We start from the raw sequence: 16,871 nt of genomic DNA on the forward strand, positions 1-16,871 counted from the left end.
GAAACTCGCCATCCATGGCACTGGATACCCGCTTTCCGGTGGGTATGACGAGCTTGGCGATATAGAATTAGGCTACATGTTCTAGTGGATGCAGGCTAAATCTATCGTGGTTGCCGACGAATAATCTGGTTTGGCACACCCTATGCAATCAATATTCTGAGCACCGGGCTTTTGCCTGTCGTTGCGTTGTTCACTGAATTTAGGTTGTAAAGATGCCCATACATAAGCACAAAGGCGATATTTTTGATTTAGATGCTGCCATTCAGCATATGGCCCATTGGTTACCCAGCCAGGGGCCGATCAAGGATTTTATTCACCACAACACCTTACATGCCGTTCAACACTTTCCGTTTCATGAAGGCGTTGCCGTAGCCGCCAAGGTGTTTGGTGCCCGCAGTTATTTGCCGTTGGCCGATTATCAGCAGCGTTTTCAAACAGGACGTATCACGCCGGATGCCATCGATTGGGCCATCGCGCAGTCGGGTTGCTCGACGCAGGATGCTCAGATTCTGCGGGATAGCATGTTTAAAGATGATCATACCAGCCACCATCCACCGATTTCTTTAGCCAATGATGGCATTCGCAATGCTTGGGTGAACCGGTTGGAAATCGATTTGAATGCTTTGGTGCATCCTGTAATGTTTAGGTTGTTATCGAACTATCTCGACCAAGGTATTAGCCGTTGGGCGTTGCCTAAAAACGGTGAAAACTTTTGGGATTGCGTGGTGCGTTTAACCCTGAATAGTCTGATTCCCTTGTATCCGTTTCATCAGTCCATCGTACGGGAAATGCTGCGAGAAAATCCAGAACAGGTGATCCTGACCTGCCTGGAAAAAATTGTCGGGGATGAGTCGCTCTATTCGCAATACCTGTTGGAAGTATTGTTGGGCCATCCCGGTTGGTCGGGCATGGTGCATATCATTGAAGGTAATCCGCAAGCCTTGTTGGCGCCACGTATGATTTCCTTGAAACAAATGTTGGCGGTGGAGTTAGCCTGCGAACTGGCGTTTGTGGATAAAAAGAAAGGCACACATTTTTTGAAAATTGCCGAATTGCCTGAATTGGCTGCCATCCCTTTGTTTGATGAAGATCATTTAACGCCGCAAGTGCCCTTGAAACTCAGAGTGTGGCATGAAGCCATGGAGTGGTCGTTACACTCAGAGTTGTTAGCGGCATTACGCGACCAGCCTGCGCCTAAAGTAGCTCAGGCAGCGCCTGAGGTGCAAGCCATATTCTGCATCGATGATAGAGAATGTTCCTTGCGTCGTTATCTGGAAGAAGTGCACCCCGGGGTGGAAACCTTTGGTGCGCCTGGTTTTTTTGGTATCGACTTTCTCTACCAAGGTTTAGATGACGTGTATCCGGTGGCGCAATGTCCAGCGGTGATCAAGCCAAAGCATTTGATTAAATCGTCTACCACCCTGCAGCGTGCGCCTAAAAAAGACCCGCGGCAGGATCTTAGCAAAATGCATTTCTCGGCACATTCCATGGCGAGGGGCTGGATTTACACGCAAACCTTGGGTTTTGCCTATGCCGCGCGTTTAGCCTGGAGTGTATTTCGGCCGGCAACTAAGTTGCCCGGTATCCGTACCTTGAGTGAATTAGAAGCACATGGCAATTTGCATTTATTACGAGAAAGCGATGAGCCGAATGAAGACGGTTATTTGCTCGGCTTTTCCTTGGCAGAAATGGCGGATCGGGTAGCTGGCTTGTTGCGCAGCATCGGCCTAACGCAAAACTTTGCGCCCTTAATTTTGGCGGCTGCGCACGGTTCCAGTAGTGTGAACAATCCGCATTTCGCTGCCTATGATTGTGGAGCCTGTGCTGGTAAGCCGGGTGCGCCGAATGCGAGAGCTTTTGCCTGGATGGCCAATCATCCCGGCGTCAGAGATATATTACGTCAGCGCGGTATCGATATTCCCGATACCACACACTTTGCAGCGTCTATGCACAATACCAGTCGTGATGAAATGACTTATTTCGACGAACCATCACTGGATAAATCAGTACACCCTCAAATGCAAGCCTTTAAGCGGGCCATGGGCATTGCGCTTGAGCGAAATGCTCGTGAGCGTTGTCGCTGGTTTGAGTTGGGACCGCAAACACCCGATAACAAGGTTGCACATCGACATGTGGTAACACGGGCCTTGTCCATTTTTGAACCACGGCCTGAATATAACCATTCCAATAATCTGTATTGCGTGGTGGGGCGACGTCAATTAACCCGGCATCTGTTTCTGGATAGGCGCGCATTTTTGCAATCCTATGATCCACAGTCGGATGTTGACGGTGAACTTTTAGCCAAGATATTGTCGGCCATTTTTCCAGTTTGTGGAGGCATCAATCTGGAGTATCTGTTTTCAAGGATTGATAATTCCATGTACGGCGCCGGCACCAAGCTGCCGCATAACGTAATTGGTTTGTTGGGGGTGGCGAATGGGGTGGAAGGCGATTTGCGCACCGGATTGCCCTCGCAAATGATAGAAGTACATGAGCCGGCACGATTGCTGATTGTGGTTGAGCAATGCACTGACGTGATCGATCAGGCCTTAGTCAAATTGGCTGGCTTGAGAGAATGGGTGGATAACGACTGGGTGCGCTTTGTTAGCTGTGACCCGCAAACTCGGGCACTGATGCTATATGGTCAACAGGGTTGGCAGAAAATTACGCTGCCGAGCGCGCTTGTTGCGCCTTCTGCTAAACGATCGGAGGCAGTGATTGTCGGCCAAACCAAAACCATTCCTGTGCATCAATTAACCGGGAGACATGTATGAATGTGTTATTGCTGGCGTGCGTTTTGCTGCCGTTGCTGGGCTTGTCGCTGATTTTTTTGAGTGATGGAAATGAGCATAAAATTGCCCGGATTAGCCTGTGGGTAACCAGGGCGATGAGTTTGTCGATTATCGCTTTGCTGGCGCTTTGGGCTTTAAGTGGCTTTAAAGCCTACGAATATCAATGGTTTGTACTGTATCAGCAGGATGATTATCAATTTCCGCTGCTGTTTTATCTGGATAGGGTCGGTGCGGCCTACTTATTTTGCGTGGGGATGATTTTCACCATCATCGTTAAATATTGTCGGGTATATATGCATAGAGATGCCGGATATCAGCGCTTTTTTCAAACCATTTTTACCTTTGCCTTTGGTTTAAATGTGATTGTGCTAGCAGGCAGTATCGATATGCTGTTTGCCGGTTGGGAAGTGGTGGGGATCTCCTCGTTTTTGCTGATTGCATTTTATCGGCATCGTTGGCAGCCAGTGCGGAATGCGCTGAGGGCTTATACGATTTATCGGCTTTGCGATGTTGGCTTGCTGATGGGTGCCTGGATGAGTCATATGCTGTTTCATGAAAGCCAGCACTTTAGTCAAATGGCCGGCCTTTTTGATCAGGCTATTGAGCCCGCCGGTTATGCGGCTTTGTCGGTGCTGTCCTGGCTGATTATTCTGGCAGCATCGGGTAAGTCCGCCCAATTTCCTTTTTGTTTCTGGTTGCCGCGCGCCATGGAAGGACCAACCCCTTCCAGTGCTATTTTTTACGGTGCCTTGTCGATTCATTTGGGTGTGTTTTTGTTGTTAAGAACCATGCCGATCTGGAGTTTTAATTTTCTGCCACGCTTGATGATTTTTAGCATCGGCTTGTTGACAGTCATCGTTGCCAGTCTGTCGGAAAAGACCCAATCCAACATTAAAGGCCAGGTGGCATATGCCTCGATTGCCCAAGTAGGCTTTATGTTCATCGAACTTTCGTTGGGGCTGGAAACATTAGTGTTATTACATTTTATGAGTAATGCATTCTTGCGTTGCTATCAATTGCTGGTATCGCCATCTATCGTCGCGCATTTATTACGGGTTGAGGGTGCTGTGGATACGGATTTTTACATCAAAGATCAGCGAAAACTGCAATATCTGCCCAATTCATTAAGAGATGTTTTACCGGATGTTTTGCAAAACACCTTATATGTTTTTGCCTTGCAGGAAGGTCAATTAGAGTTGTTGGTACGGAATATGCTGTGGGAGCCGTTGAAAAAACTAGGTAGAACGTTGAATCAGGTGAGTGCCTGGATTAAATGGCTGACAGTGTTGGCGTTGCTAGTTTGGTTGTTGATTGCTGTGGCGGAGGTCAGTGGGGTGGCAGGCACTTATCTGTCTATGCCGGTATCATTGTTGATGGTACTGGTGTCGGCCAGCGCCTTCAGTCAGAAACACAGTCCATTTAAAGTCTGGAACAGCATCGCCATCAGTAGTTTTTTGGCGGCGCTAGCCGTGTGGTTGATGGTGCCGAGCGCATTGTTTGATTTGTTCTTGTTCCTCAGCGGTATTGTGCCGGCTTGGTTGTTAGGTCTATTAGCCATGTATTTTCTGTTGAAAAATGACAATTTTGCCGAATCGTCTTTTCGTTATCGGGCCTTTTCAGAAACCCGCCCCGGTTTGTCGCTGTTATTGTTTTTGAGCTTTTTAGGGTTGGTGGGTTTTCCAATCACTCCGGCATTCCTAGGGGAGGATTTGTTGTTGTCGCATGCCAGTAGCCAGCATCCCTGGTTTGCCGCACCGATTACTATCGCCTTTGTGGTTAATGGTATCGCTGCTGCTCGAGTGTTTATGCGTCTTTGCATGGGGCGGCCGGTGGAGGTTAAGGAGTTTAGGTTATAAGGAAGGGTACATGAGGCGTCTATGAACTGTTAGACTTACGCCGTTTTTTATACGGATTAGATCATGGCTGACGCACAACCCTCGCTAGCCCGATATGGCTGGCTCTCCATTGCTGCGGCATTGGCAACCATCGCTCTTAAAAGTTATGCCTATTGGCTGACCGATTCGGTGGGATTGTTGTCCGATGCGTTGGAGTCGTTGATTAATTTGGTGGCGGCGGTGATTGTGTTAGTGGTGCTCAGCATCGCCGCGCGGCCACCGGATGACGATCATGCATACGGGCATGACAAGGTGGAGTATTTTTCCAGCGGTGCCGAAGGGGTAATGATTTTGTTGGCGGCGTTTAGCATCGCTTATACCGCCTGGGAAAGATTGACGCATCCAGAGCCCTTGCAGCAATTGGATTTGGGTATCGCGATTTCCGTTTTTGCATCGTTGATCAATTTATTCGTCGCCCGAATTTTGATCAGTGTCGGACAACGTCGGCAGTCTATTACCCTGGAAGCCGATGGCAAGCATCTGATGACAGATGTCTGGACGACTATCGGCATCCTGATCGGTATCGGCATCATCGCCGTCGGCAATCATTTTGAAGTGACGCTTAATCTGGCTAAGCAACTCGGTATGAATGGTTGGGAAATCCTGGACCCTATTATTGCTATTCTGGTGGCAATCAATATCGTCTGGGCAGGCTTGCACTTGATTCGGCGCACTATTGCCGGTTTGATGGATGCGGCATTGCCGGAAGAAGAGTTGGCAGAAATTATTAACGTTTTAGAGCGTTTCGCCGCCTCCGATCAAATTACTTATCACGCCTTGCGTACCCGTTATGCCGGTGCCCGGCGTTTTATGTCCGTGCATGTGTTGGTGCCGGGTCACTGGTCCGTACAGCAAGGTCATGATTTACTGGAATTGATTGAACAACAAATCATGGACAAATTCGATAACATGGATATCGATACCCACCTGGAGCCGATAGAAGATCTGGCGTCCTGGCGGCATTAGCTGTAGGTGCGAATTCTTGCATTGCATATGATATTCCAAGCATATTTCTAAATTTAAGTTGAGCAAAGCGAAGCCCAACAAAATTAAACGGTTGGGCTTCTATCGGTGTACTGTATGTAATTGAGGGATCAATGTTAGGCGGTCAATTAATTTCACGCAATCTTGCAGCGCGTCATGACTTGGCGACCACTCAGGGTGCCCGTTTTTATTCGGGTTATGGTGATGAAACAGCGACTATGCGGCGGGAGTTCCTTATCTTTGCCGATACAATTTGTGGTGACCAGGCGCAGTGTGCAAAAGCCGTTGCGATGGCCTGTCAAACATTCAATTTATTTTCACAAACTTTTGATAAGTTTTTATTGCAAAAGTTTTACAGCGTTGAATTGGATTCATGTGATAGGCAACTCTGTGGCCCAGCAAGTCGAATCATTGCTTGATGTTGCCAAACAACAGCAGACCGCTTCAGGAAAATTACAGATTTCGCGACACGAAACGGCACAGATATTTCAGGCATTTGTCTATTTATATCTAAAGTTTCCCAGTTTTTTTGTCAGTGACATATAAAGGGAAGCGAATTAAAGTAGGGTTTGCTATATATATTGCAGACCAGCACTAACTATGCAGTGTTGGCTGATCAATCATTGGAAAACTTCAGATGATTTATTCCCGGTCGTTTAACGCTTTGCATTTCAACACCGTCCATCGATCTCGCCAACACACGTATGCATAAATTTGGAAATGGTCTCGTCTTCTTGCTCCTCTTTGTACCGGCACTTTTATTGATTGGTGCCGGCGGTTATTTATTTGCAACCTCGGAAATTCGCTACCAACAACGGCAATTGCAGGCTGATGACACGTCGGCTGTGGAAATAGCCTCCAATTCCTTACGCCAGAATTTAAATAATTTGTCCAATGACATCATGTTTTTGGGGAATATACCGAAATTTCGAGATCTCCTGGATAACCCAACGCCTGACAATTTGGCACGCACGGCTGCATACTTTCGCATTTACATGGAAACGCAGGGCATATTCGATCAAATACGCTGGATAGATCAGACGGGAAAAGAGCGTTTACGCCTGGATTTTATCAATCGTCAAGCGCGGGTTATGCCAGATGAAAAATTGCAGGATAAGTCCCAGAGGTCTTATTACCTGCAGGCCTCTCAAACCCCTGCCGGCGCCATTTATATTTCACCATTCGAGCTTAATGTTGAGGATGAACAAATTCAACGCCCTTTCAAACCGGTTATTCGCATTGCCATACCGGTTCAGGATTCCGCGCATCACCCTAAAGGCATACTGATTATCAATTATCTCGGACAACGTCTGCTTGATGAGTTTGTACAATCAGTGGGCGCTAACGGTAATCGGCTGTTGTTGTTGAATCGTGATGGCTATTGGCTAAAGGGGTTGAGAGCGGAAGATGAATGGGGGTTTATGTTTAATCAGACCGCTACACTGGCCACGCAGAAACCTGTGCTATGGTCTGCTCTATACCAGAACGCGAGTGGCTATCAAATTGATGACGATGGGCTTTGGACGTGGAATCGGGTCAATCCGTTGGAGGATGTTAAAACCGGTCAGCTTCAAACACTGGCGAAAATAAACATTTTAGGGCGCTATGATTACACTTGGCATATCGTCATGCTGTTAAGCAACGAGAGCTTGAATGACATTCAACAGCACACTTGGCGAAAAATAAGTATTCCCATGGGGCTGCTGATGCTTTTGTTTGCGGTCGTCAGTGCCCTGCTGGCCGGGTCGCATGCCCGGGTCAAACAACTAAACCTTGATCTGGCCTTGCGGGCGCAGGAAGCACAGGCAGCCAATAAAGCCAAGTCAGATTTTCTGGCCAATATGAGCCATGAAATTCGCACACCCATGAACGCCATTTTTGGCATGCTGCATTTGGCGCTCAAGCAAGATGCTAATCCAACCTTGCATAATTATCTGAATAAAGCCCAAGCTGCAGCGCAATCTTTACTATGCGTGATTAACGACATACTGGATTTTTCCAAAATCGAGTCGGGGAAGCTGGATATAGAGTCCATCGAATTTACGTTGGAAAGTATCATCGAGCAATTGACCGCATCGATTGGCATGCAGGCAGAACAAAAAGGTATCGAATTTTTGATTCGTACTGCCCCGACCCTTCCTGGCATGGTTATCGGAGACCCGGTTCGACTGGGACAAATTGTGTTGAATTTGTGCAATAACGCGATTAAGTTTACTGATACCGGCGAGGTGGAATTGTCATTGTCGGCTGTCGATACCACGGCAGACAATTTCACCTTGCTGGTTTCTGTGCGTGATACCGGCATTGGTATTCCATTAGCAGCGCAAGCACAGTTATTCCAAAAGTTTTCCCAAGCGGATCAATCCACTACCCGACAGTATGGCGGCACGGGCCTGGGATTGGTCATCTGCAAAAATTTGGCTGAACTGATGGGTGGAAAAGTATGGATCGCTGACTCCCAACTAGGTAAAGGAAGCACTTTTTGCTGTAGTGTTAGTTTGAAAATATCACCACATGGACAACGCGATAGCCAGGACTTGCTTGATATTACCAGCAGCATGCTCAAGGATATTCGGGTATTGGTGGTCGATGACAATGCAACCGCGCGGGATATTATGGGTTCGATGCTAGGACAAATGCAGGTTGACCACGAAATAGTCGCTAATGGCGTGGCCGCCTTAACCACATTGGAACAGGCGGTAGCTAAGCCGTTTGACATTGTGCTGATGGACTGGCGCATGCCCAGCATGAACGGGGATGAAGTCATGCGCAGGATTCAGAGTAGTAAAGCTTTGCCGAAAATGCCCAAGATTATTATGGTGACTGCCTATGGTCGGGAGGAGGTGATTGCCTTAGCAGAAGCAGCTGGATCGCAAGGGTTCTTGGTCAAGCCTGTTTCGCCATCAACACTCCTGGATACCATGCTAAACGTACTCGGGCGTGGCCGAGTTTTGGCTAAAGCCATGCGGGTGAAAAAAATTGCGGATGATGGAGTGGATTTTGCGAATGCGCGGGTGTTATTGGTGGAAGACAACCCGATTAACCGCGAGTTTGCCTTCGAGTTATTACAAAGTATGCATCTGGATGTCGATGAGGCGATCAATGGTCAGCAGGCTGTGGAAAAAGTTCAGCAAACCGATTATGCTTTGGTGCTGATGGATATTCAGATGCCGTTCATGGATGGCATCGAAGCGACACGGCGCATTCGGACTCTGGCGGCCTCAGCCTCTGACGCTCGTTTCGCGCAATTGCCGATCATTGCGATGACGGCACTGGCCATGAAGCAAGATGAGGAAAAAAGTAGACAAGCCGGTATGAATGCGCATATCACCAAACCAATCGATCCGGATCAACTGGTTAGCACCTTAAGTCAATGGTTGCCGTTGGCTATCCTAAAAACACCTCCAACAATACATACCCGGAATGGCGCGGAGTTACCCGCCGATTTAGTGGGCTTAACCGGCGTGGATATCCAGCAGGGTGTGCGGCGGATCGGCGGCAACGTCAACGCCTATCGCAAACAACTACAACGCTTTACCAGCCACTATTCCAATGCCTTGCAAGAATTGCAAGGCATTATTGCTGAAAAGGGTTTTAATGCGGGAGAAGCTTATTGTCATGGCTTAAAAGGGGTATGCGCTAATTTGGCGGCCAACGAACTATTTGCAGCGATCAATCAACTTGATGTTTTGTTACAGCGTGATGAAATGCCAACTACGCAACAGTTTCAAGACTGCGAGGCGTTGCTGCAGCGTTTGCTTGATGAAATCAGGCAATTTGTCCCTTTTACTCAAGCTGTAGCGTCGCCCAGCGCGGGTTTAAGTGATGACGATCTATGGGTTAAATTGGCGGTTTTATCGACCTTGCTGGAAACCGATTTGGGGGCTGCCGAACAACTGATACAGGAAATACAATCTGGCGTGGCGGGAAATGAGCTTGAACCCACGGTAAATAGAATTGCTCGAGATCTTGATGGGTTCGATATTGATTCAGCACTGACAAATATCAAATCATTGCAAATACAGTTACGTCATGCAGACTAATTCAGGGGAAGCAGTCATGCATAAAGAAAAGACTTCGGCCAAGGCCAAAATACTTATTGTTGACGATGTGCCTGAGAACCTGCATGCGTTGATGCAGATTCTAAACGATCAATATGTCATTATCGCCGCCACTGACGGAGAGAAAGCACTGGACCTGGCACAGCGACAGCCGCTGCCGGACCTGATGTTGCTGGATATCAAAATGCCAGGCATGAATGGTTATGAGGTTTTGCAACGACTCAAAGCCAATCCGCTGACGGCGGACATGCCGGTCATTTTTGTTTCCGCTTTATCCGAAGCCGAAGATGAAGCAAAAGGCCTGAAAATGGGCGCCGCAGACTATATTACCAAGCCCATCAATCCTGGCTTGTTGAAATTGCGAATTCAGACCCAGTTGGAGTTACAGCATTTTCGACGCAAACCATCACACACATTTCAACCAGAAGGTCAAAATAGCTCGTCGAAGCCAGCCAGCATACTGGTGGTGGATGACATGCCGGAAAATGTGCATGGTCTGGTGAATGCCTTATCCGATCAATATCGGGTGTTGGTAGCTTGCGAGGGTGAGAAGGCTATTGAAATCGTACAAAGCACTAGCCCTCCGGACCTGATTTTGCTGGATGTATTGATGCCGAACATGGACGGCTTTGAGGTGTGTAGACGCATTAAGGCGACAGCGGCCGGCAATGCTATTCCTGTGCTGTTTTTGAGCGTTGTCGATAACACAATAGAAAAGGTACGCGGTTTTGCGGTAGGTGGAGCAGATTTCATTACCAAACCCTTCGATATTGATGAAGTAAGGGCGCGCTTGCGTAACCATCTTGAATTAAGCCAACTGCATCGACGTTTACAACAAACGGTGGCACAGCGCACGTCCGAACTCCAAAAAATAACGTCTCGATTGCGGGCCACTTTAAATGCTGTACCGGATTTAATAATCGAGGTTGATACCGAAGGCTATTGTTGTGATATTCATATGCGGCAAGAAACCACCTTGCCCATAGCCAAACGGAACTGGGTCGGCAAGTTAGTATACGAGCTGCTTCCGACAGAAGCGCATCAGACCTTGTTAGCGGCCTTTGCGGAAGTCAATGCAAGCGGGTGTTCCACAGGCAAACAATTTGAGTGGCCTTTATCCAAAGGTAGTCAGTGGTTCGAACTATCCGTTTCCAAAACACCTGCCGATGCGCTAGTGGAGCCGCGGTTCTTACTGTTGATACGGAACGTTACCGACCTGGTAAACACGCAACGCCGACTGCTGCTGTCCAATATGGTATTTGAAAATGCCGTGGAAGGGATTATGGTTACCGATGAATCAAACCGGATTATCAATGTTAATCGGGCATTTACCGAAACTTTTGGTTACAGCCAGGATGAGGTGGAGGGTCAACAACCTAATCTGTTAAAGTCCGGTAAACACGGTCACGATTTTTATCAAGCTATGTGGCGCAGCCTCCAACAGGAAAATACCTGGCAGGGTGAAATTTGGAACCGGCGTAAGAATGGCGAAATCTTTCCCGAGTGGGCCAGTTTAAATGTGGTGAGAGACGCCCACGGCAATGTCATTAATTACTTCGCGGTATTTAGTGATATGTTGCAAAAACAAGCGGTCGAAGAGCTGAGCCAGCTAAAATTTTATGACCCCCTCACCGGCTTGGCAAATCTGCCCTTGTTAAGCAATCGTATCGACCTTGCCTTGATCAGTGCACAGCCGCATCAGCGGGTTGTTGCCGTCATTTATTTAAATTTAAAACATTTTCGCGCCATCAACGATTCATTCGGTTTTGCCGTGGGTGACGATGTGCTGATTGCGACCGGGCAACGCCTGCTAGAAGTTTTGCCCAAACAAGCCACTGCGGCTCGTTTAGGTGCCGATACGTTTGGCGCGGTGTTACCGGATCTGAATGCCGTTGAAAAAATCAATCTGATAGTCGAAGAGATTCAGCATAAGCTTTATCAGCCGATTATCTTGGCTGATCAGAGCGTACAGCTTTCGATTCGTATGGGAATTTCAGTGTATCCTGGTGACGGAACAAGCGTTACCGATTTGATGGAGCATGCGGATATCGCATTATCCGACGCTAAAAAAGCACTGGAAACCAACTGTTATCGGTTCTACCGTAGCGAGATGAACATGCATGCTCGCGCCATGGTAAAAATGAGTGCGGCATTGCGAAATGCCATAGACGAAAACAGGTTGGTCTTGCATTATCAGCCGCAAGTCAATATTGATAGCGGTCAGATTATCGGCGCCGAAGCGTTAATCCGTATCAAAGATTCAAAGCAAGGCTTGATCTCGCCGGCCGATTTTATACCGATTGCCGAAGAAACGGGCTTGATCATTCCGATGGGCGAATGGGTATTAAAAGAAGCTTGTCGGCAGGCAAAGCAATGGCAGACGATACAAAATGGCTTTGTTGTGGCGGTGAATCTATCACCGGTACAACTGCATCAGCCTGATCTCCCGCATGCGGTTACGCGCGCACTGCAGCAATCTCAACTAGCGCCAGAATGCCTGGAGCTTGAGTTTACCGAAAGCGCGATTATGAATAATGTAGAAGATATTCTGCGCATCATGCGCGGATTCAAAGCAACCGGCCTGCAGTTGTCGATCGACGATTTCGGCACCGGTTATTCCAGTCTGTCGTATCTAAAGCATTTTCCAGTGGATAAACTCAAGATTGATCAGTCTTTTGTGCAGAATATGCTGGAAGGCGATAACGATGCAGCTATCGTTAGGGCCATCGTATCATTGGGCCAAGCGCTATCGATGACAACCATCGCTGAAGGGGTGGAAACCGAAGAGCAACTCATTTATTTGCGCGGTCTGGCTTGCACCGAAATGCAAGGCTACCTGTTTAGTCGACCACTTCCGGCGGATGAATTTACAAAGCTACTGAGCAAAACTCAATCTGTTTCAAAGCAGGCGTAAGGTAATTGAAAGCCTTACGCTCTAAGGAATATGCATGGAATATCATATGCAAGAGTCCTGTGTAGGTGCGGATTTATTCGCACAGTGCGAATAAATTCGCACCCACAGCTGACGAACTTGTTTCATGCGCATTCCTAAATAACTTAGGGGCGAGCATTCGACGCGGTTTTAGCTATTTTTTTCAATCCTAAAGCAAATTTACCCATGCCATGTTGTTTCACAAAGTGATCCCATCGATCAAAGTTAAACCGCAGCTCAGTGATGCTGGGGTTTTTATAGGAGAGCGTATAGAAAAATCGCATAATCAACCTAAAGTAAGCCAGTATTTCGCCATGTTCGTAAAACCTAAGAATGCGCATGTCCATGGCATTTGCTTCTCTTTCACTTTTAGGTATGGAATAGAAACCAGTAAGAGGCGAGGTATTGAATACATAAATGGTTTTAATGGCTTGCACTGAATATCCTGCATGCTGCGCTAAGCCGCCACCTAGAGAGTGGCCGGCAGAAAATATCTGTACATCATCGCCAAAGCTTTTTTTGATCGCTTGTACTATGTATTGCGCAACGTGATGCGTTTCATCGTATTGATCCCAGGTAAAAGGAATGTATTTAGTCAGCCATCTGCAGTTGGCAAACCAATCTTGCCATTTTTTAATACCCCGGGTACCCCTAAACACTAATACTGCGATAGTATCGTTAAGGTGCGAGGTTGACCAGACTTCCATGCCTAACCCTCCTACATGCCAAATTTTTTCTGGGGGCGGAGGCGGATTCAAGTTTTCCAGTTTGTCCCAGTGAAGAAATTTCTCAGGCATTTCCTGAGGAATATCTATTCCCTCATCACGATAATAAATTTCTGCACTCAGAATGGCCAAATCGCTAACTAAAATCGGGTCGTGTTCGATATATTGAAAAACACTCTGCGTTGAAACGTCTTCTTCACCATATCTTATTCTGGCAACTGTTTCAGGTTGTGTGCGAAATAACATAGTCGTTCCCCCTCAAAAAAACGATTTAAAAAACTACCGCCTATTCTTGTCTTGATTAGCAAGCGGCTTACTTTTCAACCCCTTTTCTACACCCAATCTCAACTTGCCACAACTTCAATGCTGTAAACATTGCCGGACTGTTAATTTTGCGGCTTTCCGCGCCGGCCAATAGGAGGCTGCCCAGGTTAATAGCAGCACAATGGCTAACCAATAAAACACCGCATTCAAGTCAAAGGCAAAATCCAGCTCTATTCCCAGCATGGTTTTGCCTAGCTCGCCGGCTATAGGCTCTGCAGCCAGATAGGCCAATGGAATACTCAATACCCAGGCAACAAGGCCATGCAGCAATCCTTCCAGCAAAAATAAACGGTAGATAGCATTGGCTGGGGCGCCAATGGCCGAGAGTACGCCGATTTCACGCGTACGTTGCATCACGCTAATAGCTAATGCGCCGGATAGCCCAATACCGCCGACGGCGGCAATCATGGATGCTAATCCTGACAGTGTGCCTAGGACTGGATTGAATTGGTTGCGGATGTATTGATTTTGTTCCAGTTTGGCTAGGGTGTTGTAGACATCCAGTTTGATAGCGTTGTCCTGGAAACGTTGTTTTAGCAGGCTTAAAAAATCTGCTTCCTCCTCAGGATTGTCGATGGAGGCTTGTATCAACGCGAAAGAGGCCATGTTTTTAGCTTGAGTGATAGTCCGTAGAGTTTCCAAAGGCGCATATACCGGCTCCACTGCATAGTTTCCGGCTACCAACCAGCGATAAATACCGATTACCTGCCAGTCTTGTTTAACCGAGCCTAGGGTTATCTGCAGTGTATTGCCGACCTGGATGCCATTGAGTTTGGCGGTATCTGCACTAATGACTACGACGCGTTTTCCTGCATCTGCGGCTTGCAACCAACGCCCGGATTCGATCAAAGGCTGATAGAGGGATGATGCCGAAGGTAATGCCAATAATTGGGTACCCAGATTGCCTTTTTGCCGAAGAACTTTTTTGTCTTTCAGCATTTCTACCGGCAGCCGCTGCCAGAATTCCACCTTCTCGGTTGCCGGAATTGCCTGGGCGATTTTAAGCAGTTGTTGTTCCGGTTGATCAACGGCAAAACTCAGGCGCACAGCAAACTGACTGCGAGCCATTTCATGGTTAAGGGTTAGATTTAATGAGGCAATAAGGCTGATTAACACCAGAAAGGTGGTTCCGGCAATGATAAGTACGCTTTGGGTTAGCACTAAACTGGTTTTGCGGCGGAACAGGTTGCAAAACGCAACCGCGTAAAGTGTCGGTAGCAAGCGGCTGGCGATACGTTCGATCAAGATGTCGAAACGACTGTAGCCAAAATCAGCGCCTAAGCCATAGTCGGCGATGGCCTCCCGTACTGTCATTGTGGCACTGAGCAGTATCGGACTCAGCGCCGCCAATAATGGCACCACTAAGCCACCTAAAAGCATATACAGAACCGCGCGTGGCGAAAAATCAAACCCGCCACAATTAATATTAAACAGTTCCAGTAAATGGCAGGAACTGAAATAAGCGGCGGCCAGGCCAAGCGGTATGGCGAGTAGGGTTGCCATTAGAGCCATCAGCAAGACTTCGCAGAGGTAAATTTTGGCGACAGTGAAGGTGCTGGCGCCCAAGGCTTTCATGACACCGATTTGATTTCTTTGCAGGGCTAGATGCGCGGAAATGGTATTTAAAATTAATACGCTAGCCAATGCCAAAGCAGTCAGAGCCATCAGTTTCAGCACGTTATTAACACCGGACAGAAAAGGCCGCCCCCAATGTCGTTCCGGGTCTTGTAGCAGAGTCACGTTCGCGGCGATTTGCTGCGTGGCCAACACGGCGCGGATGTCGCCAGCCAATGTGCGGGCTTTATCTTCACTATAGGGTGAAGCGATTTGTACCAAGAGTTGTCGAAAACTATTCAGTGGAACCCCGAATGGCAATCCGCCGGATGGCGCGGCAAAAAAATGCACTTGTCCGCCAAATTTGGGTGGTTTGACGAAGGGATGGCGGACGATGCCATTAATCGGCAGTATTAGCTTGTCTGCAGATGTTTTGAATTCAATACTATCGCCTATCCCCAAACCAGTGAATTGGGCAGAAAGGTTTTCGATAGCCAGATTATTTTGAGTGGGCCAGGCGCCGGCTTCTAGCAAGGTTTTGTCAAAGCCTTGCTTTTGGTAATCGGGACGGATTATCAAGGTTGCCATCGTCCATGTAGATTCCAGGGGCTTGCGGAAATAGACAGTTAATTGTGACATGGTGTCGACACCGGCCACGCCGGGCAGGGCTTTAATTTCCTCGAGTACAGACACGTCGACATCGCGGTTGAGTATCAGATTGATATGCGAAGGTAACGATTCTTTATGTGCCGCATCCATTTTGCTTAGCTGAAGGTCAATCATCCCAAATATAGTGCCAACGCAAAATATGCCTACGGCAATGCTGATGACGGCTAGCAGGCTGCGCGATTTTGACAGCCATAAATCGCCCCATACTTTATATAGCAGTATACTCAAAAGTAAGGCTCCGGGCGGCTATCGGCATGTATGCGTCCGCTACGAATTTCGATCTTGCGGCTGGCCGCATTAGCCAGAGCTTCGTTGTGAGTAACCATCACCAAAGTCTTACCCTGGTCGCGTAAATGGGCAAACAAGTTGAAGACTGCATCTGCAGTTGTCGCATCTAAATTGCCGGTAGGCTCGTCAGCGACGATTAGCGGCGGATCATTTGCCAAAGCACGGGCAATTGCCGCTCGCTGTTGTTGGCCGCCGGATACTTGACTGGGCAATCTATGCATTTCATCAGCCAACCCTACACGCTCTAGTAATTGAATGGCACGTTCCAGACGCTGATTTTTATTCAGTTTTCCAATAAACTCCATCGGTAATGCGATGTTTTGCAACAGGCTCAGCGTTGGCAATAATTGGAAAAATTGAAAAACGATGCCAACATGAGCGCCGCGCCAAGCGGTTAATTTGTTATTGCTGAGGGTTTGCAAGTGGGTACCGTTAACGATAATGTCACCCCGACTAGGATGATCGATACCCGTCAACAGGTTTAACAAGGTCGATTTGCCGTTACCGGAGGGGCCGACAATAGCAACAAAATCACCTGGGAAAATAGCCAGATTGATGTCGTGTAAAACAGTTTGTAAAGTGCCGGCCTGCGGGTAATCCTTGTAAACTTGTTTCAGTTCGATGATTTTGTTCATGACGGTCCGGAA

The 16,871-nt window shown here is 47.7% G+C and carries 9 protein-coding genes; 6 read left to right on the forward strand and 3 right to left on the reverse strand.

Annotation, left to right across the window (positions count from 1 at the left end):
• Positions 1–212: 212 nt before the first annotated feature.
• The 6 genes from A1359_RS01860 (at position 213) to A1359_RS01885 (ending at position 12,646) form a co-directional block, all read left to right on the forward strand.
• Complete coding sequence (locus A1359_RS01860; RefSeq protein WP_066977165.1) at positions 213–2,774, forward strand: YbcC family protein; 2,562 nt, start codon at positions 213–215, stop codon at positions 2,772–2,774.
• Positions 2,771–4,648, forward strand: coding sequence for a proton-conducting transporter transmembrane domain-containing protein (locus tag A1359_RS01865; protein WP_066977168.1), 1,878 nt, complete (start codon positions 2,771–2,773; stop codon positions 4,646–4,648). Before A1359_RS01860 ends, A1359_RS01865 begins: the two co-directional genes overlap by 4 nt.
• A 63-nt stretch (positions 4,649–4,711) precedes the next feature.
• Positions 4,712–5,653 carry a cation diffusion facilitator family transporter gene (locus tag A1359_RS01870; RefSeq protein WP_066977171.1) on the forward strand — a complete coding sequence of 314 codons (942 nt, stop codon included), beginning with the start codon at positions 4,712–4,714 and terminating at the stop codon, positions 5,651–5,653.
• A 101-nt stretch (positions 5,654–5,754) separates the two neighbouring features.
• Positions 5,755–6,090: a biliverdin-producing heme oxygenase gene (locus A1359_RS22190; RefSeq protein WP_269747864.1), complete on the forward strand. Its 336-nt coding sequence runs from the start codon at positions 5,755–5,757 to the stop codon at positions 6,088–6,090.
• A 315-nt stretch (positions 6,091–6,405) separates the two neighbouring features.
• Positions 6,406–9,714 carry a hybrid sensor histidine kinase/response regulator gene (locus A1359_RS01880; RefSeq protein ID WP_198159232.1) on the forward strand — a complete coding sequence of 1,103 codons (3,309 nt, stop codon included), beginning with the start codon at positions 6,406–6,408 and terminating at the stop codon, positions 9,712–9,714.
• Positions 9,715–9,730: 16 nt separating this feature from the next.
• Positions 9,731–12,646: an EAL domain-containing protein gene (locus A1359_RS01885; RefSeq protein ID WP_198159233.1), complete on the forward strand. Its 2,916-nt coding sequence runs from the start codon at positions 9,731–9,733 to the stop codon at positions 12,644–12,646.
• Positions 12,647–12,789: 143 nt separating this feature from the next.
• Here the strand turns inward: A1359_RS01885 and A1359_RS01890 are convergent, their stop codons facing one another.
• From A1359_RS01890 to A1359_RS01900, 3 genes are all read right to left on the reverse strand, one after another.
• Positions 12,790–13,635: an alpha/beta hydrolase family protein gene (locus A1359_RS01890; protein ID WP_066977183.1), complete on the reverse strand. Its 846-nt coding sequence runs from the start codon at positions 13,633–13,635 to the stop codon at positions 12,790–12,792.
• Positions 13,636–13,749: 114 nt separating this feature from the next.
• Positions 13,750–16,164 carry an ABC transporter permease gene (locus A1359_RS01895; protein ID WP_066977186.1) on the reverse strand — a complete coding sequence of 805 codons (2,415 nt, stop codon included), beginning with the start codon at positions 16,162–16,164 and terminating at the stop codon, positions 13,750–13,752.
• On the reverse strand, positions 16,161–16,859 hold the full coding sequence (locus A1359_RS01900; protein ID WP_066977189.1) for an ABC transporter ATP-binding protein: 699 nt from the start codon (positions 16,857–16,859) through the stop codon (positions 16,161–16,163). The genes A1359_RS01895 and A1359_RS01900 overlap by 4 nt, the downstream gene beginning before the upstream one ends.
• Positions 16,860–16,871 lie beyond the last annotated feature (12 nt).

The organism is Methylomonas lenta, assembly GCF_001644015.1.
GTDB lineage: Bacteria > Pseudomonadota > Gammaproteobacteria > Methylococcales > Methylomonadaceae > Methylomonas > Methylomonas lenta.